General features: G+C 65.1%; 17 protein-coding genes. 4 read left to right on the top strand and 13 right to left on the bottom strand.

Features of this window, described 5'->3' with window-relative positions; translation table 11 throughout:
* Window positions 1-20 precede the first annotated feature (20 nt).
* The 3 genes from Q5Z11_RS16350 to Q5Z11_RS16340 all read left to right on the top strand — a co-directional run bounded on the left by Q5Z11_RS16350 (window position 21) and on the right by Q5Z11_RS16340 (window position 7418).
* Window positions 21-1148, top strand: coding sequence for an efflux RND transporter periplasmic adaptor subunit (locus tag Q5Z11_RS16350; protein WP_303747367.1), 1128 nt, complete (start codon window positions 21-23; stop codon window positions 1146-1148).
* 3 nt (window positions 1149-1151) lie between these two features.
* The gene (locus tag Q5Z11_RS16345; protein ID WP_303747366.1) at window positions 1152-4313 is read left to right on the top strand and encodes an efflux RND transporter permease subunit; all 3162 of its coding nucleotides are present in this window, start codon (window positions 1152-1154) and stop codon (window positions 4311-4313) included.
* A 144-nt stretch (window positions 4314-4457) separates the two neighbouring features.
* Entirely contained in the window at window positions 4458-7418 is a 2961-nt protein-coding gene (locus Q5Z11_RS16340; protein WP_303747365.1) for a ligand-binding sensor domain-containing protein, read from the top strand.
* A 117-nt stretch (window positions 7419-7535) separates the two neighbouring features.
* Here Q5Z11_RS16340 and gdhA read toward each other — a convergent pair whose 3' ends face one another.
* From gdhA to ilvC, 9 genes are all read right to left on the bottom strand, one after another.
* A complete protein-coding gene (gene gdhA / locus Q5Z11_RS16335; protein WP_303747364.1) occupies window positions 7536-8885 on the bottom strand; it encodes an NADP-specific glutamate dehydrogenase in 1350 nt (449 codons plus the stop codon).
* 113 nt (window positions 8886-8998) lie between these two features.
* Window positions 8999-10060, bottom strand: a complete 1062-nt coding sequence (gene leuB / locus Q5Z11_RS16330; protein ID WP_303747363.1) for a 3-isopropylmalate dehydrogenase — start codon at window positions 10058-10060, stop codon at window positions 8999-9001.
* A gap of 338 nt (window positions 10061-10398) precedes the next feature.
* A complete protein-coding gene (leuD, locus tag Q5Z11_RS16325) occupies window positions 10399-10977 on the bottom strand; it encodes a 3-isopropylmalate dehydratase small subunit (protein WP_303747362.1) in 579 nt (192 codons plus the stop codon).
* Complete coding sequence (gene leuC / locus Q5Z11_RS16320) at window positions 10977-12395, bottom strand: 3-isopropylmalate dehydratase large subunit (protein WP_303747361.1); 1419 nt, start codon at window positions 12393-12395, stop codon at window positions 10977-10979. Before leuC ends, leuD begins: the two co-directional genes overlap by 1 nt.
* Window positions 12396-12430: 35 nt before the next feature.
* Complete coding sequence (locus tag Q5Z11_RS16315; RefSeq protein WP_405051615.1) at window positions 12431-13987, bottom strand: 2-isopropylmalate synthase; 1557 nt, start codon at window positions 13985-13987, stop codon at window positions 12431-12433.
* The gene (locus tag Q5Z11_RS16310) at window positions 13984-15084 is read right to left on the bottom strand and encodes a threonine dehydratase (RefSeq protein WP_303747360.1); all 1101 of its coding nucleotides are present in this window, start codon (window positions 15082-15084) and stop codon (window positions 13984-13986) included. The genes Q5Z11_RS16315 and Q5Z11_RS16310 overlap by 4 nt, the downstream gene beginning before the upstream one ends.
* A gap of 111 nt (window positions 15085-15195) precedes the next feature.
* Window positions 15196-15447, bottom strand: a complete 252-nt coding sequence (locus Q5Z11_RS16305) for an ACT domain-containing protein (RefSeq protein WP_282267202.1) — start codon at window positions 15445-15447, stop codon at window positions 15196-15198.
* Window positions 15431-17158, bottom strand: a complete 1728-nt coding sequence (gene ilvG / locus Q5Z11_RS16300) for an acetolactate synthase 2 catalytic subunit (protein ID WP_303747359.1) — start codon at window positions 17156-17158, stop codon at window positions 15431-15433. The genes Q5Z11_RS16305 and ilvG overlap by 17 nt, the downstream gene beginning before the upstream one ends.
* A 38-nt stretch (window positions 17159-17196) precedes the next feature.
* Complete coding sequence (ilvC, locus tag Q5Z11_RS16295; protein ID WP_303747358.1) at window positions 17197-18171, bottom strand: ketol-acid reductoisomerase; 975 nt, start codon at window positions 18169-18171, stop codon at window positions 17197-17199.
* Between the two features lie 714 nt (window positions 18172-18885).
* Here ilvC and Q5Z11_RS16290 point away from each other — a divergent pair.
* Complete coding sequence (locus tag Q5Z11_RS16290) at window positions 18886-19623, top strand: AfsR/SARP family transcriptional regulator (RefSeq protein WP_303747357.1); 738 nt, start codon at window positions 18886-18888, stop codon at window positions 19621-19623.
* A gap of 123 nt (window positions 19624-19746) precedes the next feature.
* Here Q5Z11_RS16290 and Q5Z11_RS16285 read toward each other — a convergent pair whose 3' ends face one another.
* The 4 genes from Q5Z11_RS16285 to Q5Z11_RS16270 are packed head-to-tail and all read right to left on the bottom strand — an operon-like array spanning window position 19747 to window position 25408.
* Window positions 19747-20967 (bottom strand): type II secretion system protein, encoded by a 1221-nt coding sequence (locus Q5Z11_RS16285; RefSeq protein ID WP_303747356.1) that lies wholly within the window; start codon window positions 20965-20967, stop codon window positions 19747-19749.
* The gene (locus Q5Z11_RS16280) at window positions 20964-22070 is read right to left on the bottom strand and encodes a hypothetical protein (protein ID WP_303747355.1); all 1107 of its coding nucleotides are present in this window, start codon (window positions 22068-22070) and stop codon (window positions 20964-20966) included. Before Q5Z11_RS16280 ends, Q5Z11_RS16285 begins: the two co-directional genes overlap by 4 nt.
* Window positions 22067-24697 carry a hypothetical protein gene (locus Q5Z11_RS16275; protein ID WP_303747354.1) on the bottom strand — a complete coding sequence of 877 codons (2631 nt, stop codon included), beginning with the start codon at window positions 24695-24697 and terminating at the stop codon, window positions 22067-22069. Before Q5Z11_RS16275 ends, Q5Z11_RS16280 begins: the two co-directional genes overlap by 4 nt.
* A 15-nt stretch (window positions 24698-24712) precedes the next feature.
* Window positions 24713-25408, bottom strand: a complete 696-nt coding sequence (locus Q5Z11_RS16270; protein ID WP_303747353.1) for a type II secretion system protein — start codon at window positions 25406-25408, stop codon at window positions 24713-24715.
* Window positions 25409-25411 lie beyond the last annotated feature (3 nt).

The raw sequence follows: 25411 nt of genomic DNA, 5'->3' as shown, positions 1-25411 counted from the left end.
TTGCGTTCGCGACCCTACTTATGAACACCCTGCGCTGGATTGGTTGTTGCCTGTTCTTGCCCTTGCTTGTTGCCTGCGGCAAGCCCGAAACCGCCGCTGTACCCGCCGTGCCCGTGCTGGTGGAGCACCCCTCCGGCAATGGCGGGATGGCAATCAGTGCCTATCCCGGCGAAGTACGGGCCCGCGAGGAAACCGCGCTGTCGTTCCGCGTTGGCGGCAAGCTGCTGCGGCGTGAGGTCGATGCCGGCCAGCGGGTGAACAAGGGCCAGTTGCTGGCCGAGCTCGATGTAGCCGACTACAACCTGCAGGCGCGTGCGGCGCAGGCACAGTTTGCTGCCGCCGAAGCCGACCTGGTGCGTGCCCGCGATGAGCACAAGCGCTATCAGGCGCTGGCCAGCCAACAGTTGGTCAGCCAGTCGGCGCTGGACGCGCAGACCGCTGCGCTGAAAGCGGCCCAAGGCCAGGCCGATGCGGCGCGGGCCAATCTCGATGTCGCCCGCAACCAGTCTGGCTACGCCCAGCTGCATGCACCGGAAGGCGGCATGATCGCTACCCGCGAGGCCGAAGCCGGGCAGGTGGTCGCTGCCGGCCAGACCATCTATACGATGGCAGCTGATGGCGCGCGCGAAGTTGCCATCGCACTGCCGGAAAGCGTCATCCGTGATTTCAGCGTTGGCCAGGCGGTCGAGGTCGAGCTGTGGAACCAGGAAGGCAAGCGGCTGTCGGGCAGCATCCGCGAGATCGCTGCTGCTGCTGATCCGCAGGCGCGTACCTATGCTGCACGGGTTAGCCTGGCGGCCGATGCGCTGGAGGCCGTTGAACTGGGCCAGAGCGCGCGCGTATTCGCCGCCCACGGCAAGAACGGTGTTATGAGCGTGCCGCTGGCAGCGGTGCAGGCTGGCAAGCAGCCGCAGCAGGCCAGCGTCTGGGTGGTGAACCCGGCCGATGGCAAGGTGCAGGCGCGCGCGGTGACGCTGGGTGCCTACGGCGCGGAAAGCGTGCCGGTGCTGACGGGTTTGAAGGCTGAAGACTGGGTGGTCGCCGCTGGCGGCCATCTACTGCGCGAGGGCCAGCCGGTGACGGCCGTGGATCGCAGCAACCGGCCGGTGCTTGCGCCTGCCGCTGCATCCGCAAAGAAAGGGGAGTGAGGCGTGAAACGCTTCAACCTCTCCGAATGGGCGCTCGGTAACCGCCCGCTGGTGTTGTTCATGATGATCGCCATGGCGATCATCGGTGCCTGGTCGTACAAGCACCTTGGCCAATCCGAAGATCCGCCGTTCACCTTCAAGGCGATGGTGGTGCAGACCATGTGGCCCGGCGCTACCGCCGAGCAGGTTTCCAAGCAGGTCACCGAGCCGATCGAAAAAGCGTTGATGAACACCGGCGAATTCGAATTCATCCAGGCCTATTCGCGCCCGGGTGAGTCGCAGGTGATCTTCATGGCGCGCGACTCGATGCCGTCCAAGGACGTGCCCGAGTTGTTCTACCAGGTACGCAAGAAGGTTGGCGACATCCACTCGCAGTTGCCGGCCGAGGTGATCGGGCCGTTCTTCAACGACGAGTTCGGCGACACCTTCGGCAATATCTATGCGTTGACCGGCAAGGGCTTCGACTATGCCTTGATGCGCGACTACGCCGACCGCATCCAGCTGCAGCTGCAGCGCGTGGATGACGTGGGCAAGGTGGAACTGATCGGCCTGCAGGACGAGAAGGTGTGGATCCAGCTGTCCAACACCAAGCTGGCCACGCTGGGCGTGTCGATGCAGCAGGTGCAGCAGGCGCTGGCGCAGCAGAATGCGATTGCCCCGGCCAGCTGGTTCGAGACCCCGACCGATCGCGTGCAGTTGCGCGTGACCGGCCAGTTCACCTCGGTCGAGGACATCCGCAACTTCCCGATCCAGGCCGGTGAACGCACCGTGCGCCTGGGCGATATCGCCGAGGTGAAGCGTGGCTTCGCCGACCCGGCCTCGGCCAAGATGCGCTTCATGGGCGAGGACGCCATCGGCATTGCGGTGGCGATGAAGGGCGGTGGCGACATCCTCAAGCTGGGCAAGACGCTGGACAGCGAGTTCGAGCAGCTGCAGAAGACGCTGCCGGCCGGCATGCAGCTGCGCAAGGTCTCCGACCAGCCGCATGCGGTGAAGGAATCGGTGGGCGAGTTCGTCAAGGTGCTGACCGAAGCAGTGGTGATCGTGCTGCTGGTGAGCTTCTTCTCGCTGGGCTGGCGCACCGGCCTGGTGGTGGCGGTGTCGATCCCGCTGGTGCTGGCGATGACCTTCTTCGTCATGCATCAGTTCGATATCGGCCTGCACAAGATCTCGCTGGGTGCCCTGGTGCTGGCGCTGGGTCTACTGGTCGATGACGCGATCATCGCGGTGGAGATGATGGCCACCAAGATGGAGCAGGGCTATGACCGCCTGCGTGCGGCCAGCTTTGCCTGGACTTCCACCGCCTTCCCGATGTTGACCGGTACCTTGATCACCGCGGCCGGCTTCCTGCCGATTGCCACGGCGGCGTCCAGTACCGGTGAATACACGCGTTCGCTGTTCCAGGTGGTGACGATCGCGCTGGTGGTGTCGTGGATCGCCGCGGTGCTGTTCATTCCCTATCTTGGCGACAAGATGCTGCCGGACCTGCACAACCCGCAGCCGCCCAAGCCGGGCAGCATCGCCGGCCGTTGGCGCGCCATACGCCTGCGCTGGGCCGACCGTAATCCGGCACTGGCCAACGTGATCAAGCCCAAGGAACTGGCGCACGACCACGATCCGTACAAAAGTGCCTTCTATCAGCGCTTCCGCGGTTTCCTGGATATCTGCCTGCGTCGTCGCTGGCTGGTGATCCTGGCCACTGCCGGCCTGTTCGTGTTCTCGCTGGTGATCTTCCGCTTCGTGCCGCAGCAGTTCTTCCCGGATTCAACCCGGCCGGAATTGATGGTGGATATCGAACTGGCCGAAGGCGCCTCGCTGACCGCTACCCAGGCGCAGGCGCAGAAGTTCGAAGCGCTGATCAAGGGCCACAAGGGCGTGGCCAATTTCGTTGGCTACGTCGGCAACGGGTCGCCGCGTTTCTACCTGCCCCTGGACCAGCAGCTGCCGGCCACCAATTTCGCCCAGTACGTGGTGCTGGCCGAAGACACCAAGGCACGCGAACAGCTGCGTGATTGGTTGTTGAAAGAGGTGGTGCCGAAGTTTGGTGACGTGCAGCTGCGCGTGACCCGGCTGGAGAACGGCCCGCCGGTTGGCTACCCGGTGCAGTTCCGTATCTCCGGTGAGCATATCGAGCGGGTGCAGGCTATTGCTGCGCAGGTGGCGGAGAAGGTGCGGCAGAATCCGCATACCACCAACGTCAACCTCAACTGGAGCGAGCCGAGCAAGGTGGTGCGCTTGGTGGTGGACCAGGACCGCGCCCGCGTACTGGGCGTGAGCAGCGCGCAGCTGGCGCAGTTCCTGACCAGTTCGCTGTCGGGCATGAGCGTGAGCACCTACCGCGAAGGCAACCGCCAGATCGGCATGCTGCTGCGTGGCCCGGATGACGAACGCGCACGCCTGGACATGCTCGGCAGCCTGGCCATTCCGACTGCCAGCGGCAAGTCGGTGTCGCTGTCGCAGGTGGCCAAGCTGGAGTACGCCTTCGAAGACGGCATCATCTGGCACCGCGACCGCTTGCCTACCGTCACCGTGCGTGCCGATATCGGCGACAGCATGCTGCCGGTGGGCGTGGTCGAGCAGATCGTGCCGACCCTGGAGGAGATCCGCGACGCCATGCCCAGCGGCTACCTGCTGGAAACCGGCGGCACCGTGGAAGACTCAGCGCGTGGCCAGGATTCGATCAAGGCTGGCATGCCGCTGTTCCTGGTGGTGGTGGCGACCTTGTTGATGGTGCAGCTGCGCAGCTTCTCGCGGGCGGCGATGGTGTTCATCACCGCACCGCTGGGCATCATCGGTGCGACCTGGTTCCTGCTGCTGTTCCAGGCCCCGTTTGGCTTCGTGGCGATGCTGGGCACGATTGCCCTGGCCGGCATGATCATGCGCAACTCGGTGATCCTGATCGACCAGATCCAGCAGGACATCGACGCCGGCCACGACCGGTGGCACGCCATCATCGATGCCACCGTGCGCCGCTTCCGGCCGATCGTGCTGACCGCGCTGGCCGCGGTGCTGGCGATGATCCCGCTGTCGCGCAGTGCCTTCTACGGCTCGATGGCGATCTCGATCATGGGCGGGCTGATCGTCGGTACGGTGCTGACCCTGGTGTTCCTGCCGGCGCTGTATGCGGCCTGGTTCCGGGTGCGCCCGGACGAGGCCACGAACTGAGGCCGGCCACCGCCGGCGACTGCCCAACACGCTGGCCGGGCGATCCGGCCAGCTGAGCGGGAGGCGTGACGGTGATGGATTTCACGATCGAGGTGGTAAATTGGCGCGTCGGCAGGGGAGCCGACGCGACCTGCGGAGGCGGGTTTGTTCAGACGCCAAAGGGTTTCCTACGTCATTTTCAAAGCGGCTGCCGGTCGCAAGTGGCTGGCTGGGCTGCTGTGGGCGCTGCTCGCGGGCGTTGTGCTGACGGCGGCCATCATCCCTTCCGCCCAGGCCGCACGGCATACCGTGGCCGGTTGGGGCATGGAACAGGGGCTGCCGCACAACCTGGTGCAGTCGGTAGCGCAGGGCAGTGACGGATTCATCTGGCTGGGTACCTGGGAAGGCGTGGTCCGCTTCAACGGCCGCAGCTTCACCGTGTTCGATCGCCAGAACACACCGGGGGTCGAGCTGTCCGGGGTGCTCAGCATCCTGCCCGAGGCAGATGGTGCGGTGCTGTTCGGCACGATTTCCGATGGTGTCTACCGCTATCACCGCGGGCGCTGGGAAGCGTTGGGCGGAGACGATGCACGGCATTTGACGGTCAGCGCGCTGCTGCGCGACCGCTCCGGCGGGCTATGGATCGGGGCAAAGGAAAAACTGCTGAGACTGCTGCCCTCCGGGCAGCTGCTGGATGCAGGCAGCGCCTTGGGATTGCCCGAAGTACCAATCACCGCGCTGCATCCTGGCGCGGATGATGCGGTGCTGGTGGCGACCGAGAAAGGCGTCTATCAGGTACAGCGGGGCCAGCTCAGTGCATGGAACAACACCGCCGGCTGGGTAGTGCGCGACCTGCTGGATGACGGCAAGGGCGGTTGGGTGGTCGCTGCCGACGATGGTGTCCATTGGCTGCACGGAGATGGCCAGCGCCAGCACCTGCTGCCGGGCGAGCGCGTGGACTCGATACGCCTGGATGCCAGTGGCGCGCTGTGGTTGAGTCTGTCCGCCGGGCGTCTATTGCGCTGGGATGCAGGCAAGACCGAGCGGATCGTGATCCCCGGGCAGGTCAGTCCGGCGCTGATGATCGATCGCGAAGGCCTGGTCTGGGCTGGCAGCACCGATGGCTTGTTCCGCGTCGATGAAGGTGCCGCGCGCGGGCTGACCAGCGAGGATGGGCTGGGTTCGGACTACGTGCGCGCGCTGATCCAGACCGCTGACGGTGATGTATGGGTCGGCCATTCCGAAGGGCTCGACCGGATGCGTGGCGAGACCATCAGCCGGGTGCGCTTGCTGCCAGGCAATGGCCGCGATGCATCGGTGCTGGCCTTGGCCACCCGCGGTGCCGCGCTGTGGGCAGGCACCTACAACCAGGGCGTATTCCAGCTGGATGAGGCTGGGCGGGTGGTGCAGCAGATCAACTTGCCGGGCACGGTGCCGCCGCTGGTGCGCAGCCTGCTCAGTGACAGTGATGGCAGCCTGTGGATAGGCAGTTCCGAAGGCCTGTTCCATCACCAGCAGGGAAAGCTGCGCCACTACGGCCTGGACGAAGGCCTGCCGGGGCTGGCGGTGCATGCCCTCTACCGCGATCTGTCGGGCGTACTGTGGATCGGCACCAACGGCGGCATGGCCGGGCTGGGGGCGGACGGCAAAATCCAAGGCTGGTCGGCGGACCTGGACTTCCCGGCGCGCTACGTCTTCGATTTCCTGGGCGACGACAACGGCGACCTGTGGATGGCCACCGATCATGGCCTGCTGCGCAAGCGCGGCCTGGATATCACTGTGTTCGACCATCGCAACGGGCTGCCGCGGGACAAGATCTTCCGGGTGATCGATGACGGTGGCGGGCATCTGTGGCTGCCAAGCAACCAGGGTGTGTTCCGACTGGATCGGCGTGAGCTGATCGCGGTGGCCGCCGGCGCACGCACGCATCTGTCGGTGCAGGTGTTGGACCATACCGACGGCATGCCCAGCAGCCAGGGCAACGGTGCTTCATCCCCGGCAGGTTGGTTCACCGACAAGGGGGAACTGCTGTTCCCCACCGCAGGTGGCCTGGCGGTGATTGATCCGCAGCGCGTGGATGGCAGTACACGTTTCCGCAAGTTGCCAATCGCCATCGAGAGCGTGGTGGTGGATGGTGATCCACAGCCGCTGCGCGACAACTATGACCTGCCTGCAGGCGTGGACCGCGTTGCCGTTGCTTACGCAGGGCTGGGCTTCCGCGCGCCGGACAAGATGCGCTACCGCTATCGGCTGGAAGGTTTTGATCGGGAATGGGTGGACGCAGGCAGCAGGATTGAAGCGGTCTACACCAACCTGCCGCCCGGGCGTTACCAGTTGCGGATACAGGCGATGTCGCTGCCCTTGGATTGGGACAACGCCAACCGTGGCGGCGAGGCGGTATTGCGGCTGGATATCGCCGCACCGCTTTGGCAGCGGCCGTGGGTGCGCTGGCTTGCCGGGGTCGCGCTGTTTGGGTTGCTGCTGCTGTTGCTGGGCTGGCGCGCAACCAGCTACCGGCTCCGGCAGAAGCGGCTCAACAACGAGATCGCCGCGCGCACGCAGGAACTGAGCGAGAAGAACCGGGCACTCGAGCAGGCCGACTTTGAGCGCGCGAGTTTGTTGCAGCGGCTGGAACACCAGGCCATGCATGATGCGCTGACCGGCCTGCCCAATCGACGCGCCGGCGACGCCTACCTGCAGAAATCCCTGCAGCAGGCTGTCGCCGATGGCACACCGCTGAATGTGGCGCTGGTGGACGTCGACCACTTCAAGCAGATCAACGACCGTTACGGGCACGAGGCCGGTGACCAGGTGTTGCGTGATATCGCCGGCCTGTTGCAGTTGCGGCTTGGCAAGGAGCAGTTTGTCGCGCGGCATGGCGGCGAGGAATTCCTCGTTGTCATCCACGGCATGCCCTTGCAGGAGGCGGTGGCGGCATTGCACGAGTTGCGCATCCGCCTGGCAAGGCTGCGCTTCGAAGAGGTCGATGCCGACGTCAATGTCACCGTCAGCATCGGCGTCGCCGCACTGGGTCCGGGACAGGCGGATGGGCGTACCTTGCTGGCGGCAGCGGACAGGCAGCTGTACCGCGCCAAGCGTGAAGGCCGCAACCGCGTATTGGCATGATGCCAGCCGCTGGCAGCTGACTGGCCGTGGTGACTCTGCAGCGTCCAGGCAGCGGAGCGCTGCATTGACGGCACCCGCAGCTGCCGTCAATGGCGGTTTGCTGTTGGCGGAACGGACTCAGTACAGGCCCTGTGCCAGCATCGCATCGGCGACTTTGACGAAGCCGGCGATGTTGGCGCCGTCGACATAGTTGACGCTGCCATCGGCACGCACGCCGTGATGGACGCAGTTGGCATGGATCTCTTTCATGATCACGTGCAGGCGCTCGTCGACATCGGCGTGGCGCCAGGACAGGCGCAGCGCGTTCTGGCTCATTTCCAGGCCCGAGGTAGCCACGCCGCCGGCATTGCTGGCCTTGCCCGGTGCGTACAGCGTGCCAGCCTGCAGGAACACATCAACCGCTTCGAGCGTCGACGGCATGTTTGCGCCTTCGGCCACGCACAGCACGCCGTTGTGGACCAGGGTGCGTGCGTCGGTTTCATCCAGCTCGTTCTGGGTAGCGCAGGGCAGGGCGATGTCGGCCGGGATATGCCAGGGACGGCGATCAGCCAGGAATTCAAAGCGCGCATCATCGCCCAGCTCGGACAGGCGGCCGCGGCGCTCGTTCTTCAGCACCATCACTTCCTGGATGGCGGCGTCATCGAAGCCGTCGCGCGCGTACAGGGTGCCGCCGGAATCGGAGAAGGTCAGCACCTTGGCGCCGAGCTCGCTGGCCTTGATCGCCGCGTACTGGGCGACGTTGCCGGAACCGGACACCAGCACCTTGGCACCGTGGGTTTGGCGCTTGGCGTGGTGCAGCATCTGCTCGACGAAATAGACCGTGCCGAAGCCGGTGGCTTCCGGTCGCATCAGGCTGCCGCCATAGGCCAGGCCCTTGCCGGTGAACACGCTGGAGGCATCGTTGCTGAGCTTCTTCATCATGCCGGCCATGAAGCCGACCTCGCGCGCGCCCACGCCGATATCACCGGCCGGTACGTCGGTGTCGGGACCAAGATGCCGGTACAGCTCCAGCATCAGCGCCTGGCAGAAGCGCATTACTTCGCCATCGCTCTTGCCCTTGGGGTCGAAGTCCGAGCCGCCCTTGCCGCCACCCATCGGCAGCGTGGTCAAGGCGTTCTTGAAGGTCTGCTCGAAGGCCAGGAACTTGAGGATGGACAGGTTCACCGACGGGTGGAAGCGCATGCCACCCTTGAATGGACCAATCGCCGAACTGTGCTGCACGCGCCAGGCGCGATTGACGTGGGTTTGCCCCTTGTCATCGGCCCACGCTACACGGAACTGGATGACCCGCTCCGGCTCGACCAGACGTTCCAGCAACCCATATTGCGTGTATTTCGGGTTCTGCTGCAGGAACGGCCACAGGCTGTGTGCCACTTCCTTCACTGCCTGCAGGAACTCGGACTGGTTGGGGTCGCGCTTGGCCACATGGGCCAGGAAGTCGTCGGGAGTGCGGTAGTTCAAGGTCATTCCTTTTTCGTGCGGGACCTGAAGCGACAGGTCCAATGAAGAAACGGCGTGGTATCCACCCAGCGGGAACGGCCCGCAAAAAAAGACGCGGCCAAGGGCCGCGTCCGGTTACATCAGTTCAACTGCGCAAGCACGGCCTGGCCGGCTTGCTGGGTGCTGAGTGCCTGTCCTTGTGCTGCGAGGTCGGCAGTGAAGTGACCTCCATCGAGTGCGGATGTCACCGCCTGTTCGATGGCTGCAGCTTCCGCTTCCAATCCCAGTGAGTGCCGCAGCAGCATCGCTGCGCTCAAGATGGTGGCGTAAGGATTGGCGATGCCCTTGCCGGCGATGTCCGGTGCCGAGCCGTGGATGGGTTCGTAGATGCCGACCTTGCCCTGTTCACCCAGCGAGGCCGACGGCAGCAGGCCCAGCGAACCGGCCAGCATCGAGGCTTCGTCGGTGAGGATGTCGCCGAACATGTTCTCGGTGACGATCACATCGTAGACGCGCGGCTTGGCGATCAGGTGCATGGCCATGGAATCGACCAGCTGGTGTTCCAGTTCCACGTCCGGGAATTCCTCGCGGCCGATACGTGCGGCGATGTCACGCCACAGGCGCGAGGTTTCCAGCACATTGGCCTTGTCCACCGAGGTCAGTTTGCCGCGGCGCTGCTGTGCCAGGCGGAAGGCGCTGCGCAGCACGCGCTCGATCTCGACCACGGTGTAGCGACACAGGTCGCTGGCGCTGTCGGCATCGCGGGTCTTGTCGCCGAAGTAGATGCCGCCGGTCAGCTCGCGCACCACCACGAAGTCCACGTCCTTGAGCAGCTCGGGCTTGATCGGCGAGGCGTTGAGCGCGGCCGGATGGGTGCGCACCGGGCGCAGGTTGGCGTACAGGCCCAGTGCCTTGCGGATCGCCAGCAGGCCTTGTTCCGGGCGCACTTTGGCGTTCGGGTCGGACCACTTGGGGCCACCGACGGCGCCGAGCAGGACCGCATCGGCCTTGCTGCAGGCGTCCAGCGTGGCTGCGGGTAGCGGCTCGCCGTGATTGTCGATGGCGATGCCGCCGATGTCGTGTTCGCTGAAGCTGAAGCTGTGGCCGAACCGGCTTGCGATGGCCTTGAGCACGTCGACGGCGACGGCAGTGATTTCAGGACCGATGCCGTCACCCGGCAGTACGACGATGTTGGCTTGCATGTAAGGGTTCCGGTTGCAGTTGTTGGGAGCTCCCTCCCTTGCGCCGAAGGCGCAGGGGAGGGCTGGGGAGGGGTAGCTCTTGCTGTTGCCGTTCGAGCCTTGCAAGCCAAGAGCCAACCCCCTCCCGACCTCCCCCTGCCGGCTGCGCCGGCAAGGGGAGGGGTGTTTCGCGCGCTGCCTGCAGGCGACGCAGATTTACTCCCTCCCTTGCGCCAAAGGCGCAGGGGAGGGCTGGGGAGGGGTAGCTCTTGCTGTTGCCGTTTGAGCCTTGCAAGCCAAAGCCAACCCCTTCCCGACCTCCCCCTGCCGGCTGTGCCGGCAAGGGGAGGGGTGTTTCGTCAGGCCGCGCGAGCCGCCTCATACCGCTCGATCTCATCCACCCGCCCCAGCAGCCAACCCAGCTGATCCACACCTTCCAGCAGGCAGGTCTGCGAGAAGCCATCCAGCGGGAAGCTGTAGGCCTTGCCGCTGGAGGTGCGCAGCTCGCGCGCTGCCACATCCACGGTCAGTTCGTCATCCGGGTTCTGCATCAGCGCCTGCACATCGGCTTCGTCGAGCACGATCGGCAGCAGGCCGTTCTTCAGCGAGTTGTTGCGGAAGATGTCGGCGATCTCGCTGCTGACGATTGCCTGCAGGCCCAGATCGGTCAGCGCCCACGGCGCATGTTCGCGCGAGGAGCCACAGCCGAAATTGCGTCCGGCCAACAGGATGGCGCGGCCTTGGTTATGCGGCTGGTTGAAGGCGAATTCGGCATTCGGCGAACCATCAGCCTGCCAGCGCCAGTCATTGAAGGCGTTCTTGCCCAGGCCGGCACGCTCGGTGGTGGACAGGAAGCGCGCCGGAATTATCTGGTCGGTGTCGATATTGGTCTGGCGCAGCACCACGCTGCGCGAGGTGATTGTGGTCAGTGCGGCCATCACGCCACCTCCTTGGCAAACAGGTCGCGGGTATCGGCAACGCGGCCATTCACCGCTGCCCATGCCGCGCTCATCGGCGAGGCCAGCAAAGTGCGTGAGCCCGGGCCCTGGCGGCCTTCGAAATTTCGGTTGCTGGTGCTGACCGCCAACTGGCCGGGAGCAACCAGGTCGCCGTTCATGGCGATGCACATCGAGCAGCCCGGCTCGCGCCATTCGGCGCCGGCGGCACGCACGACCTCGTGGATGCCTTCGGCCTCGGCATCGCGCTTGACGATCTCCGAGCCCGGCACCACCAGCATGCGCACGCCATCGGCGACGTGGCGGCCGCGCAGTACCTGCGCCACTTCGCGCATGTCGCTCAGGCGGCCATTGGTGCAGGAACCGACGAACACCACGTCGACCGGAGTACCGATCAAGCTGTGGCCGGCTTCGAACTTCATGTAGTCCAGGCCCTTCTGCGCAGCGGCATCGTTGGCAGCCGGGATCGGCGCATCAACCGCAATCGCAGTGCCCGGGTGCGTGCCCCAGGTCAGGGTCGGGCGGATGTCGGCGGCATCGATCTGCACTTCGACGTCGAAGCGCGCGCCTTCGTCGCTGTTCAACGAGGACCAGTACGCCACGGCCTTGTCGAAATCAGCGCCCTTGGGGCCGCGCGGGGTGTTGGCGACCCAGTCGAAGGTGACCTGGTCCGGTGCCACCATGCCGGCGCGGGCACCGGCCTCGATCGACATGTTGCACAGGGTCATGCGCTGTTCCATGTCCATCGCGCGGATCGCCGAGCCACGGAACTCCAGCACATGGCCGGTGCCACCGTTGACGCCGATCACGCCGATGATGTGCAGCACCACGTCCTTGGCGCCGACGCCTGGTGCCAGTTCGCCATCGACGGTGATTGCCATGGTCCTGGCCTTGCGCTGCAACAGGCACTGCGTGGCCAGCACGTGGCCGACTTCGCTGGTGCCGATGCCGAAGGCCAGCGAACCGAATGCGCCATGCGTGGAGGTGTGGCTGTCACCGCAGACGATGGTCATGCCCGGCTGGGTGAAACCCTGCTCGGGGGCGATGACGTGGACGATGCCGCGGTTAGCCGAGGACAGGTCGAACAGCTCGATGCCGTACTCGGCGCAGTTCTTGGCGAGGGTTTCGACCTGCGCTTCGGAGGCTTTGCTGGCGTACGGCAGCTTGCCGTCCGGGCCGGCCGGCAGGGTCGGCGTGGAGTGATCCATCGTCGCCTTGGTGCGGTCGGTGCGGCGTGGCTTCAGGCCGCGCTCGCGCAGCTCGGTGAAGGCCTGTGGTGAGGTCACTTCATGGATCAGGTGCAGGTCGATGTACAGCACGGCCGGCGCGTTGTCGGATTCGGGGACGACAACGTGAGCGTCCCACAGTTTGTCGTACAGGGTTTTGGGTGCGGAGCTCATTGGTTCGTTCCGGTGCCTATGTTCTGCCGTCGCGCTCAGGCGCTGACGGCTTCCTCGGTGGTGCTGCTTTCACGCTGGCGCAGCAGGCGGTTGGTGACATCCAGCCACGCAAGCGCGCTGGCTTCGATGATGTCACGGCTGGTGCCGGTGCCTTCGAGGATCTCACCTTCGTGACGCACGCTCAGGTTGGCTTCGCCGCGCGCATCGGCACCGATGCCGACGCTGTGCACGTGGTAGCTGTCCAGGGTCAGCTGCACGCCGGTGGCGGCCGACAGCGCCGAGAACAGGGCATCAACCGGACCGTCGCCCTGCGCGGTTTCAGCCACGCGGTTGCCTTCCGGATCGGACAGCTCGACCAGCGCATTGGCGCGGCTGCCGACGTCGCTGATGGTCATCGAGGCCAGGCGGTAGCCGTCGCTGCTGGAGGTGCCCTGCATCAAGGTCTGCAGGTCGGCATCGGTGACCACGCGCTGCTGTTCGCACAGTGCCTTGAACTGTTCGAAGATCAGCTTCAGTTCTTCCTCTTCCAGCCAGTAGCCCAGTGCACGCAGGCGTGCCTCGACCGCGGCGCGGCCGCTGTGGCGGCCCAGCACCATCTGCGAGGACTCCCAGCCCACGTCTTCCGGACGCATGATTTCGTAGGTATTGCGATTGCGCAGCATGCCGTGCTGGTGGATGCCGGATTCGTGCGCGAAGGCATTGGCGCCGACAATGGCCTTGTTGCGCTGGACCGGCATGCCGACCAGACGCTGCAGCAGCTGCGAGGTGGGCACGATGCGGCGGGTATCGAAACCGGTGTCGAAGTTGTTGTAGAAGGCGTTGCGGACCTTCAGCACCATCGCGATCTCTTCCAGCGCGCAGTTGCCGGCGCGCTCGCCGATGCCGTTGATCGAACCTTCCACCTGGCGTGCGCCGCCTTCGATGGCGGCCAGCGAATTGGCCACGGCCAGGCCCAGGTCGTTGTGGCAGTGGGTACTGAACACCACCTTGTCAGCGCCGGCCGCATTGGCGATCACGTGCTGGAACATCGCGCGGATTTCCTCCGGCGTGGTGAAGCCAACGGTATCGGGCAGGTTGATGGTGCGCGCGCCGGCAGCGATCGCGACCTGGGTGACTTCGGTCAGGAATTCCAGTTCGGTGCGGGTGGCGTCCTCGGCGGAGAACTCGACGTCGTCCAGGTAGCCGCGCGCCATGCTCACATGCTTGTGCACCGATTCCAGCACCTGTTCCTTGCTGATGCGCAGCTTGTGCTCGCGGTGCAGCGGACTGGTGGACAGGAACAGGTGCAGGCGCGGGCGCGCTGCGGCTTCCAGAGCCTTGATGGAGGTTTCGATATCGCCGGCCAGGCAGCGCGACAGCACTGCCAGGACCGGCTGTCGTACCTCGCGGCCGATCAAGGCCATGGCTTCGCGGTCGGACTGCGAACTTGCGGGGAAACCGGTTTCGATCACGTCCACGCCCAGTTCCGCCAGCGCCCTTGCCATCACCAGCTTCTGTGGTGGCGTCATGCTGCAGCCGGGTGATTGCTCACCGTCGCGCAGGGTCGTGTCGAAGATGGTAATTCGCGGGGTATTGTTGGCTGGAGTATTCACCAGAGGGTCTCCTCGACTGCGGCGGTAACGGAAATTTGGGGGGATTCGGATCTGGAACTGCGCTGTGTGGATGCAACGACACGGCTTCTAAGTCGTTCGGCGTTACGCCGTCGAGGTTTGCGTGGTGGGCTGGGGCGTACTTCAGACAACAAGGTCGACAATACCGTGGCATCGATGTTGCCGCCGGATACCACCGCACATTTGCGCTTGCCGGAGACGCGGCGGCCTGCGGCCAACGCCAGTGCACCTGCACCTTCGGCGATGACGTGTTCTTCCAGTGCCAGTCGCACCAGGGTTTCGCGCAGCTCGGCTTCGCGCACGATGACCACATCGTCGAGCAGGCTGGCGCACAGGCGGCGGGTGAGGAAGCCTGGAATCTTGACCTTGACGCCATCGGCGAGGGTCGGCACCGGATCAACTTCGCGTACATCGCCCTTGATCGCGCGTGCCATCGAGTCCACGCCTTCAACCTGCGCGCCGATGATGCGGACGCCCTGCGATTTCAGGGCCAGGGCGACGCCCGAGGCCAGGCCGCCGCCGCCGATCGGCACGATCACCACGTCCGGTGCATGCGGGGCCAACTCGATGCCCAGCGTGCCCTGGCCGGCGATCACGTCGGGGTCGTCGAAGGCGGACAGGAAACGGTAGCCGTTCTGCTCGGCCAGCTCGCGGGCGAACGCATAGGCATCGTCGTAGCTGTTGCCATGCTGGCGCACGGTCGCGCCCCAATGCTGGACGCCGGCGATCTTGGTGGCCGGTGCGCCATGCGGCATCACCGTGATGGCCTGCACGCCCAGCCGATGCGAGGCCCAGGCCACGCCTTGGGCGTGGTTGCCGGCCGAGGCGCAGATAATCGGGCGTTCGTCGCCGCGCTCCAGTGCGGCCAGCATTGCGTTCAAGGCGCCACGCACCTTGTAAGAGCCGGTGCGCTGCAGGTTTTCGAGCTTGAGCCAGGTGCCGAAACGCTCGGCGTAGTGCAGCGGGGTAGGCGGCAGGAAACGGCGCAGGCGTGCCTGCGCGGCCAATACGTCGGCAACGCTGACGTTCAGGGCGTCAGCGGGTGTTGCAACTGCGACGGCGCGGCCACGATCAGGCATGTACGTGGCCGTCACCGGATACGAGCGAACCAGCTGTCGACTGTTCGCGTCGAAGAAGACGCCTCCGTGGTTTGCGGCGGCGTACTACCGGTACGCCACTTACATCGCTGCTCATACGCTGGCACCTGCTACGGCAACCAGTTGCACGGATTCGCAGTCATAGACTTTCTGCAACTGGTGGCACAGGGTTTCCGGCGGGCGCGTGCCATGGATATCCATCTGCACGTGCCAGCGGCCGGCATCGTCGGCATTGCGGGCGCCGGCGATGTTGCTGGGGGCGAAGCCGCGCCGTTCGACCATGCCGATCACGCGCACCAGCGCGCCTTCGGCAGGCTTCAGCACCAGGTCAAGCCGGTATTGCATTGGAACTCTCCTGCGCTGCCTTGGCATGGGCTGGGTTGCTGTCCAGCATGGTGCTGTTGGCGTTGTTGGGTGGCACCAGCGGCCACACGTTGGCGCGTGCATCGATGGACACGTGCAGCAATGCCGGGCCAGGGGTATCCAGCATGGCGGCCAGTGCATCCTCGACCTGCGCACGCTGGGTGATGCGGGTGGCGGGGATGCCGAACACCTGCACCAGCGCGGCGAAATCCGGGTTGTCGGACAGGTCGATCTCGCTGTAACGCTCGGCGAAGAACAGCTCCTGCCACTGGCGGACCATGCCCAGCGAGGAGTTGTCCAGCAGCACGATCTTCACCGGCAGGCGACAGCGGGCAATGGTGGCCAGCTCCTGCACGTTCATCATGAAGCTGCCATCACCGGAGACCAGCACCACGGTGCGATCGGGGCAGGCGAACTGCGCACCCATCGCCGCCGGCAGGCCGAAGCCCATCGTGCCCAGTGCGCCGGAGGTCAGGTGATTGCGCGGGTGGTTGAAGCGGCAGTGCTGCGCCACCCACATCTGGTGCTGGCCGACATCGCAGGCGATGACGGTATCCGGCGGTGCCACTTCGCTCAGCCGCTTCAGCAGCGCCGGAGCGTAGATGTCGTGGCCGGGGGCGTCGTAGCGTGCGGAGAACTTTTCACGGTTGGCGGCGCAACGTGCACGCCAGTTGTTGCAGCTGCTGCGGATGCTGGTCAACGCCTGCAGGCCGGTCTTGACGTTGCCTGGGATGGCGATGTCGACCGCGCGCAGCTTGGAGATCTCGTAGGCATCGGCATCCAGGTGGATGACGCGGGCGAACGGGGCGAACTCGGCCAGCTTGCCGGTGGCGCGGTCATCGAAGCGGGCACCGACCACGATCAACAGGTCCGACTCCTGCACCGCCATGTTGGCGGCGCGGGTGCCGTGCATGCCCAGCATGCCCAGATACTGCGGATGATTGGCCGGCAAGGCACCCAGCCCGCGCAGGGTCAACACGGTCGGGATGCCCGAGCTTTCGACGAAGTGACGGAACTCACCAACCGCATCCGCCAAGCCGATACCGCCACCGCCATAGACAACCGGCTTCTCGGCAGCGGCAATCATCTCGACCGCAGCAGCCAGGCGTTCTGCCGAAGGTGCCGGTACCGGGTCCACCGAGGCCGGCACGTGATCGGGCAGGTGCGAGGCATCACCCAGTTGCACGTCCTTGGGCAGGTCGATCAGCACCGGACCGGGCCGCCCTTCGCGGGCGACACGGAAGGCTTCGGCAACCACCTGCGGCAGCTCATCGACGCTGCGCACCAACCAGCTGTGCTTGACGATCGGCATGGTCATGCCGAACACATCCAGTTCCTGGAACGCATCGGTACCCAGCAGCGGGGTAGCGACCTGACCGGTCAGGCACACCATCGGTACCGAGTCGAGCATGGCGTCGGCGATGCCGGTGACCAGGTTGGACGCACCTGGGCCGGAGGTGGCCACGCATACGCCTACCTTGCCGCTTGCGCGGGCATAACCATTGGCGGCAAGCGCCGCGCCCTGCTCGTGTCGTACCAGGATGTGCTTGAGGCTGGAGTCCACCAATGCGTCGTAGAACGGCATGATGGTGCCGCCCGGGTAGCCGAACAGCGTTTGCACGCCTTCGGCTTCCAGGGCCTGCGTCAGCCAGCGTGCGCCGTTACGGGGCGCACCGGGGGTGGATGTGTTCATGCAGCGACCTTTGCCAGTTGCGGGTGGGGGACCGCGGATTACGCAGTCTGACCTTGCAGCCAAACCATCTTGGCGCGCAGTTCCTTGCCAACCTTTTCGATCGGGTGTTCCATGTCGGCCTGCTGGAACTTCTTGTAGTTCGGCAGGCCGGCGTCGTACTCGGCTTCCCAGTTCTTGGTGAAGGTGCCGTTCTGGATGTCGGTCAGCACGTCCTTCATGCGAGCCTTCACCGAGGCATCGATGACGCGCGGGCCGCTGACGAAATCGCCGTACTGGGCGGTCTCGGAGATGAACTCCAGCATGCGGGTGATGCCGCCTTCGTAGAACAGGTCGACGATCAGCTTCAGTTCGTGCAGCACTTCGTAGTAGGCGATTTCCGGCTGGTAGCCGGCTTCCACCAGGGTTTCGAAGCCGGCCTGGACCAGCGAGGAAGCGCCACCGCACAGCACGGCCTGTTCGCCGAACAGATCGGTTTCGGTCTCTTCCTTGAAGGTGGTCTTGATGATGTTGGCGCGGGCGCCACCCAGGCCAGCCGCATAGGCCAGCGCGAACTGCTCGGCCTTGCCGCTCTTGTCCTGGTAGACCGCGTAGATGCACGGCACGCCGCGGCCGATTTCATACTCGCGACGCACCAGTGCGCCCGGGCCCTTCGGCGCGACCAGCACCACATCCAGGTCGGCGCGCGGCTCGATCATGCCGAAATGCACGTTCAGGCCGTGCGCGAACAGCAGGCAGGCGCCCTGCTTCATGTTCGGCGCCAGCACGTCGTTGTACAGCTTCTTCTGCACCATGTCCGGGGTCAGCACGGCGACCAGGTCGGCGTCCTTGACCGCGTCGGCCGGGCTCTTGACGGTGAAGCCATCGGCTTGTGCCTTGACCTCGGTGGGGCCGCCGGCGCGCAGGCCGACAACCACGTCGAAGCCGGATTCACGCAGGTTCATGGCATGGGCGCGGCCCTGGCTGCCGTAACCGACGACGGCGATTTTGATCTGGGGCAGTTCGTTGGTGCTCATGGTGCTTGGTTTCCTTGCGATGAAGAGAGACGTGCAGATAAAGAAACGGCCGTTGCGTCAGGACGCAGCGGCCGGGGCGGGCGGGGGAGGCACCATGCAGGTTGCAGCGCTGCGGCAGGCAGCGTTGGCGGTGTGTTTGTTCATGGTGTGAGTGGTCGAATACATGGTTTCAGATGAAATAGAAGCTGGAAACGAAAAACCCCGCGCCGGGGCCGGTGCGGGGTCTTTGTTCGAATCTGGCATTTTCTGCTACGCGCCAGCTCGCCCCGCCCCTGTAGGTTCGGTAATAAGTACGAGTACAAGCAGCGACGCCGCGGCGTGAGCCGGGGTCGAAGTTGTGTTGGCGGTGGTGTTGTGGCGTTGCAGCATTAGTCGAGATAACCACCACCGGCATGTGCGTGTCAACGCTTGCAGGTGTGAATACCTGATATTGGCGCGCAAGCCCCGCCACTACGGCATGGTTGCGGCTGAAACCTAAGTGCGCCGGCGACGCTTGTTGCCGGATTGCGCGGTTTCGGGGCTGTGGTGGCAGCTTGAATGCAGGCGAAGGAAAAAATTTTCCCCGGCGATGATTGGATCGCGCCGCTTTTGCCGGTTTAACAAGTAAGGGCCTCTTTTTGCTGGGCCAGCCGGGGGAAAACCATGACGCAGGTAGTAGAGCAGGACGTGACGTGTGTGGGTGCGAACCGGTGTGGCGGACACAGCGGCGCACCGATGACTGGATTGGTCCAGTTGATGGGGCAGGCTGAGGGCTTGCCGGCACCGCTTATCTATAGAAAGGGCTGGGCATTGCTGGGCTACCTGGCGATGGAGTCGAACCGGATGCACTCGCGGGCAGCGCTGGCGGCGCTGCTGTGGCCAACGCTGGGTGAGACCAGCGCGCTGACCAACCTGCGACAGGTGCTGAGCAACCTCAACCGCTTCTGCGTGATGGCGCTGGGTGCTGACATCCTGCGCATCGAGCGCTCGGCGGTGGGCCTGATGCGCGGCAGCGAGCCCTTGTTCGACGTCGACCTGCTGCGGCTGGCGCCGTGCCAGTCGGTCTATCTCCTGGCCGAGCAGCGGGTGTTCCTGGAAGGGATGGAGGACATTGCCGACTCCAACTTCCAGGCGTGGCTGGAAACCACCCGGCAGATGCTCGAGGCCCAGCTGATGGGCGCGGCCGAGCGTTGCTGCGATGAGATGCTGGAATCCTCACGCTGGGAATCGGCAGTGCAGCTGGCCAGCGCCTTGAGCCAACGTGACCCCTGGAACGAAGCGCACGCGCGGCGGGTGATGCGCGCCCATGCCGGGACCGGCATGCGAGCGGCAGCGCTGAAGGTGTACCAACGCTTCGAGTCGGTGCTGCGGCAGGAGCTGGGACTGGATCCGGGCAAGGAGACACGCCAGCTGCTGGAGCAGATCGGTGGCATGGCAAGGAATGCAGGTCGCCCCACGCTTGCAGCGCTGTGATCGGCTGACGCGTTCTTTGGGCAGGAACGGCAATGGCGACCCGAGGGTCGCCATTGTCATTTGCAGGGCCTGGGATTCTTCCCGGCAGCAACTTGCCTCCGGGCATCAGCCAGACTTCATTGCTCAAGGCTGCATGCCGCGCCCGTCGGCCTGCACCGCACGCCCGTACAGATCCTGCGAGAGCTTGCTTGAACGCTGGGTCAGCCCGGTGTCCGGATCGCGGATGCGCCGGTACAGGTCCTCGGAGCGGTTGCGCGCCTTCTCGGTAGACGCCTTCAGCACGCCGGCCTTGATCGCCACGGCCGCCGCCGCGGCAGTGGCGGCGATGGACAGGCCGAGTTTGGTGTTGCCGGTGAAGATCTCCGGGGATTTCAGCTCCGGGTTGGCTGCGGCCTTGGCCAGATCGGCCAGCGCGCCGGCAATGCCGGCAGCGGCACCGGTGGCACCGGCGGTGCCTTCCAGTACCGAGGCGGTGGCGAAGTCGGAGTTCACCTTGGCCAGCTTCTCAAGAATGCGCAGCTGTTCCTGCAGGTCGAGCATCGCCTTGGCGTCCATCTTTGCCGCCGCTGCCACGTTGAAGTGGCTATAGGTCACCGAAGCCACAGACTCGGAGCATTGCAGCCGCGCCCATAGTTGATCGGCACCGGTGATGCGGACCTGGTTGAGGTAGTCGGCATCGTTGCTGTGGCGAGGCGACAGGAAGGCATTCGGGTTGCCACTGGCAGTACTGGTGCTGCTGCCGGGCAGGCGGGTGGCGATGGCATAGGCGACATTGCGGCCGCGCTGGGCGCCTGCCGCTTCGTCCATGCTGTGCAGGTAATTGGTGTTCAGCGGAAGCCGCATCGCCACACGCAGGCCGTGGCAGAGATCCAGCCCATTGATGTTGCCCAGCGCAACGGTGGTGGCGACATCGCCGGTCAGCATCTGCAATGGACGATTGCGATCCTGCAGGCGGGCCAGATCGGCATCCAGCTGCGGTGCCGCCGTGTTGGCGTAACGCAGCACGCCATATGCCAGCTGCCCACCACGCGCGTCCGGCAGGCCCAACGACTTCCACGGCAGTCGACCGCTGGCTGCAGCAGCGCAATCTTCCAGTCCCTGTTCGTCGCTGGCCGGGCAGGGCAGCCGATGATGCGTGGCGGCGAAGCCAAGCACGGCATCGTCGGCGCGCTGTAGCAGGCTGCGCGTGTGGGTCTGCTGCTTCTGTTGCTGCACGCTGCCATACCAGCGCACCAGGATGACGCCGATGACACCAAGTATCACAAGTACCAAGGCCAGCTCGAGCAGGGAGAAGCCGCGCTGTCGCCCGGTGGCGGAAGCCGCTGCAAAGGATCGTGCGTTCATGGATTCAACCCGGCTGCGTCCAGCTGCCTTGCCTTGGTGGCAGCGGCATTGCGGAGTTCGGTGATTCTTGCAAGCTGCGCGGCAGCGGCAGCCTTGGTGTTGAGCGAGGCCTGGTATCCGGTACCGGCATCTTCCTTGGCCTGTTCCGCGCTTTGCACCAGCCCATAAACGGTGGTGCCGATCTGTGCGGCAGCGATGATGCCCTGGGCGATGGCGACGGCAACCTTGAACGCGTCTTCCGGTGGAACCAGATCGGGAACCGCCATCACCGCAGAGAGCGCTACCTGGATGAGCCCGAAGGCCAGGTCGAAGGCGGCGAAATCGACCGCGATCTGCGCGTTGTCACGGTCGAGGTCGGCGATCTCCTGGTAGAAGTCGCGGGTGCTCTTGTGCAGGTCGGCAAGCAGGTATTCGCTTTGTGCGGTCTGCGCCGACTGTGCCGCCGCATAGGCGCGCGGCAGGCGCTCGATGCAACCCAGGCGTGCATACAGCTCGCCCATGCCCAGCCCATCGGTCAGCAGGCTGGTGTCGCCGGCAGCCGGACCGTTGTAGGCGCTGGCGATGCTGATCGGCACCACCTGGCCACCACCGTCGGACAGGCGATGGCTCAGTGCGAAAGCGGAGGCCACCGTGCCACCTACGTGCAGGCCGTTGCCCTTCAAGGTGCCGGCCAGCCGCACGCAGAAGTCCAGGCCGTTGGAGATCGGCGTGGTATCCACGCCTGCCACCATCGGCAGGTCCGGGTTGTACAACATCGGATCGGCCGACGTCGCCAGCTCGCCTTTCACCGCATAGCCCATCGGTGCATGGTCGGCCAGACCCAGGGTGGAGCTGGGCAGGCGGCCGGCCAGCACGCCGATGTCCTCCCTGCCATCACCGTCCTGGTCGGCATACGGCAGGCGGAAGTGGCTGAGCGTATAGCCGACCAGCGCATCCTGCGCCTGCGACAGTCGTTGCTCGGCCAGCTCCTGTTCGCCCAGCTTGGCGCCGAGCGGCAGCAAGGGCAGTACCACCACCGCCAACAATGCGGCGATCACCAGCACCACTGCCATTTCCAGCAAGGTCCAGCCCGATGCTGGACGCAGACGGCTGCGTTCAATCATGGCGACACCGCCGATTGGATCGCTGCATTGCGATCAGGTCCCACCGCACCACGGTCATCGGCAGCCTTCACTGTCTGGTTCGGGCCCAGCCACAGCTCGGTGCCGGCTGAGTTGGAATTGTTGAAAGCAACCTGTAGCAGTTGCTGGTAGCCGGCCACGGCATCGGCGAACTGGCTGGCAGTGGTGTCGGCATTGGCCCGTGACTTTGTCGCGACTTGTTCGCGGGTCTTGTATTCGCGATACGCATCGCCGTAGGACAGCCAGAACCCGGAGTTCTGCCTGCGTATCAATGGCAGGTAGCTGCCGTTGGTCCAGTAGGGATACAAGGCGGTCAGCGAATTGCACTGCTTCTGCTCCTGCATTTCCTTCGAGCAGAACGGCCATTGATTGCCCGGCGGATAGCGGGTGTTGTAAGGCGCCGATGTGACCCAGTAGCCCTGCGTGATGATGTTGCCATCGGCATCCTTCACCGGCTCGATCCATACATTGGTGAATTCCTTGGTAGCGCCAGAGCTGACTGCGGCGGCGTACAAGCGGTCGACGACTATCTGATGTTCAGCCATCTTCTTGTTGTTGTAGGTGATGGCGTCCTTCAAGGCGGGCAGGCAATACGGTCCGGCGGCGGACGCAGAGGTGCCATCGCTGCTTGGGTTGGGATTGAACTGCTCAAGCACGCCATCACGTACGCAGGTCTTTACGTAGATCACGTTGCTGGCCGCGCTCTCGCAGACAATCTTCTCGATCTCGGTAGGCTCCTTCTCGCAGTTCTTGGAGGCGGCAATCTGTTCCAGCGCCGCGCGGCAGCTGGTCCGGTCTGCTTCTGAGCCCTTCTTGTTGCATTCGGCAATCGCCGCGGCGCGATCCGCATCGCTGTCGTCGTACTGGTCGACCAGCGACTGGAACTGTTTCTGGCGCTCGGCATAGTTCTTCTGGTCGGCCTTGAGGACGTCGAAGAGGATCAGTTGGTCGATGTAGTCGCGTGCTGTCTGCAGCTGGAGACGGAGCAGGGCCAACTGCTGGCTGCGGACGCTGCTGGACATGTTGTTCCAGCCCTGGATGCGATACTGGAGATTGCGGTCTTCCCAATGCACCAGGTATTGGTTGTAGTAGGCATCGCGCTTGCTTTCGGCGCTGCGTGCTTCAGCTTCTGCTTCTTCAGAGGTCTGCTTCAGGCCTTTCGGATCACAGACGCTGCTGACGACGCCGCTGATCGGGTCCTTCTGGTCCTTGCAGACGCCATAAGCCGAGTCATGCGCGCGCTGCACTGCTTCGGCCAGGCTGGTGGCGTTGGCTTCGACGGCGGAGTTGGCCAGGCGCAATACCACGTCGGCTTCGGACAGCGCCGCACTGTTCATGCCCAGCGCGGCGATGTTCTGCGCAAGCGCGGCAATGTTCAGGCCCAGCGCCACTGATTGTTTTATCAGCGCTGCGGTGGAAAGCGGCACGCGCCAGCATTCAATACCCAATGAGACCGCACAGCGAACCACGTTGGTCGTGAGCAGGACGATTGCCTCGGCCAGGTCCAGGCCGGCGGCGGCGACGTCGACGCCGGCCATCACCACACCGATGGTGCCGAAGGCGACCGCCTGCTGGCCGCCGGCGACGGCATCCTCCGCATTGCCGACCGTACTCTCCTGGGTGTCCTTGACCGAATCGTCGATGCCGGCGGCATCGGCCAGCAGGTCCAGCGACGAGGTAGGTACGTTGTCGGCGAACGCCACGCGCCCATTGCTGGCCGCGCGAGAGGTCAGCAGGCTGCAACCAACCACCTGTGCGAGCGATTCGAAGGTGCGGACACGCACGCGGTCATCGTAGTCGGCGGCGTTTTCCCTGGCCGGATCGGCAAGGGTCAGTGCGTTGCTGAGGTTGGCATCGTCGAAGCGGGCGTTGGCAGCTGCGTCCGGGCCGGCGACGGCCACGCCATAGGCGATGACCCGGCTGGCAGCGCCTGCGCCGAGCGTGGTCGACAGGCCGCCGGTGCTGCTGACCGCGACCGCTGCCTGGCCAAGCGAGGCACAGAAGTCGAGCCCGTTGATCGCGTCGTAAGCGAATTCGGTCGCCGGCGCACCTGCGGTGGTGCCGGGCACTTCGAAGTCTTCGCGCGGCGCGTAGGCATTGTCCTCGCCGCTATAGGCCGGCGGGCTGTAGCGTGCCGATGCCTGCGCAAGATCGATGCTGGCGGTGCTGCCGGCCGCATACGGCGCCGAGGCGGCGGCAGCGGCGGGGCGGTTCACCGCATACAGCACGGGGCTGGCAAGCTTGCCGGTTCCCGAGGAACCAATGATGGAACTGCTGTTGCCGTCGAAGAACGTATCCAGCGTGGCCACCGGCAGGTAGCCCTTGCTGTTGCCGGAGGCGCAGTCCTCCTTGCCTTCGGGCGTGCTGGCCGGGCAGGGCAGGCGTGAATTGGCGGCGGCGAATGCGCTGACGGCCTGGTCAGCCCAGCTCAAGGCCTGCGCCTGCTCCTGCGCCTGCCTGCTTGCCGTGCGCGATTGCAGCACCTGGAAGCCGGATGCGATCAGCGCGCCTAGCAGCAGCAGGATCAGTGCGACCTGCAGCAGGGTCATGCCGTGTTGGCTTGGCAGCGAGGGCGAGCGCGGTGCCCTCAGCTTGGAATAGGTGTTCATGGCAGATCCGCCTGCTCAGCGATTGAGCTTCAGGTAGGCATCGACGGCGAGAACCTGGCCGGTGTCATTGGCGTGGCTCCGGTGGTCCTTCTCGTTGCGGCTCCACGGGAACTCCGGTGGCGGCGCCGATACTGCCGAGGTCAGGTTGTGCACGTTGACTTCGCGGACGCGGCCGAAACGGGCATTGATGTTGCCGTCGATGCGCACATCCAGCTGACGTGCCAGTTCCGGCGTGAGCCCGGTCAAACGCATCACGTTGCGTGGGCGGGCGAGGTAGCCGTTGCCAGTGGTGGGCTCGGCCCAGTCGGGCACGGCCTGGAAGCAGACCTCGACCTCACGTGGCAGCCCACCGGCATCCTGGTAGACATAGCGTGACTCCAGCCCTTCGGCGCGGCCTTCCGGCAAGGTGATGCCATAGCGCAGCATTTCATCGCGCAGGTTGTCGCGGCAAAGCGGCGCGCTGCCCTTGTTGACCTTGCCGGTGGGGTTGGCGATGTCGTCACCTGGCACGCCGCCAACCTGGGCGACGTACTGGTCATAGGCCAGCATCCAGCCCTGCACGAACTGGCTGCCGATGCGCTCGGCGACGGCGCTGCGGTAGACATCGCGGCCTACGCTGACGCCGCCGATGAGCACGGCGATGATTACCAGCACCACGGCCATCTCCATCAAGGTGAAGCCGCGGGCGCTGCGGGGATTGAAAGCGATCATCGG

The organism is Stenotrophomonas sp. 610A2 (assembly GCF_030549615.1).
Lineage (GTDB): Bacteria > Pseudomonadota > Gammaproteobacteria > Xanthomonadales > Xanthomonadaceae > Stenotrophomonas > Stenotrophomonas pigmentata.
The sequence above is the reverse complement of the archived record's forward strand: the minus strand, read 5'-3'. Positions and strand labels throughout refer to the sequence as shown.

Excerpts from the sequence above, each read along its gene's own strand:
- Q5Z11_RS16350 (WP_303747367.1), top strand. The coding sequence starts at position 21 with ATGAACACCCTGCGCTGGATTGGTTGTTGCCTGTTCTTGCCCTTGCTT.
- gdhA (WP_303747364.1), bottom strand. The coding sequence starts at position 8,885 with ATGACCTTGAACTACCGCACTCCCGACGACTTCCTGGCCCATGTGGCC.
- leuB (WP_303747363.1), bottom strand. The coding sequence starts at position 10,060 with ATGCAAGCCAACATCGTCGTACTGCCGGGTGACGGCATCGGTCCTGAA.
- leuD (WP_303747362.1), bottom strand. The coding sequence starts at position 10,977 with ATGGCCGCACTGACCACAATCACCTCGCGCAGCGTGGTGCTGCGCCAG.
- leuC (WP_303747361.1), bottom strand. The coding sequence starts at position 12,395 with ATGAGCTCCGCACCCAAAACCCTGTACGACAAACTGTGGGACGCTCAC.
- Q5Z11_RS16310 (WP_303747360.1), bottom strand. The coding sequence starts at position 15,084 with ATGCCTGATCGTGGCCGCGCCGTCGCAGTTGCAACACCCGCTGACGCC.
- Q5Z11_RS16305 (WP_282267202.1), bottom strand. The coding sequence starts at position 15,447 with ATGCAATACCGGCTTGACCTGGTGCTGAAGCCTGCCGAAGGCGCGCTG.
- ilvG (WP_303747359.1), bottom strand. The coding sequence starts at position 17,158 with ATGAACACATCCACCCCCGGTGCGCCCCGTAACGGCGCACGCTGGCTG.
- ilvC (WP_303747358.1), bottom strand. The coding sequence starts at position 18,171 with ATGAGCACCAACGAACTGCCCCAGATCAAAATCGCCGTCGTCGGTTAC.
- Q5Z11_RS16290 (WP_303747357.1), top strand. The coding sequence starts at position 18,886 with ATGACTGGATTGGTCCAGTTGATGGGGCAGGCTGAGGGCTTGCCGGCA.
- Q5Z11_RS16285 (WP_303747356.1), bottom strand. The coding sequence starts at position 20,967 with ATGAACGCACGATCCTTTGCAGCGGCTTCCGCCACCGGGCGACAGCGC.
- Q5Z11_RS16280 (WP_303747355.1), bottom strand. The coding sequence starts at position 22,070 with ATGATTGAACGCAGCCGTCTGCGTCCAGCATCGGGCTGGACCTTGCTG.
- Q5Z11_RS16275 (WP_303747354.1), bottom strand. The coding sequence starts at position 24,697 with ATGAACACCTATTCCAAGCTGAGGGCACCGCGCTCGCCCTCGCTGCCA.
- Q5Z11_RS16270 (WP_303747353.1), bottom strand. The coding sequence starts at position 25,408 with ATGATCGCTTTCAATCCCCGCAGCGCCCGCGGCTTCACCTTGATGGAG.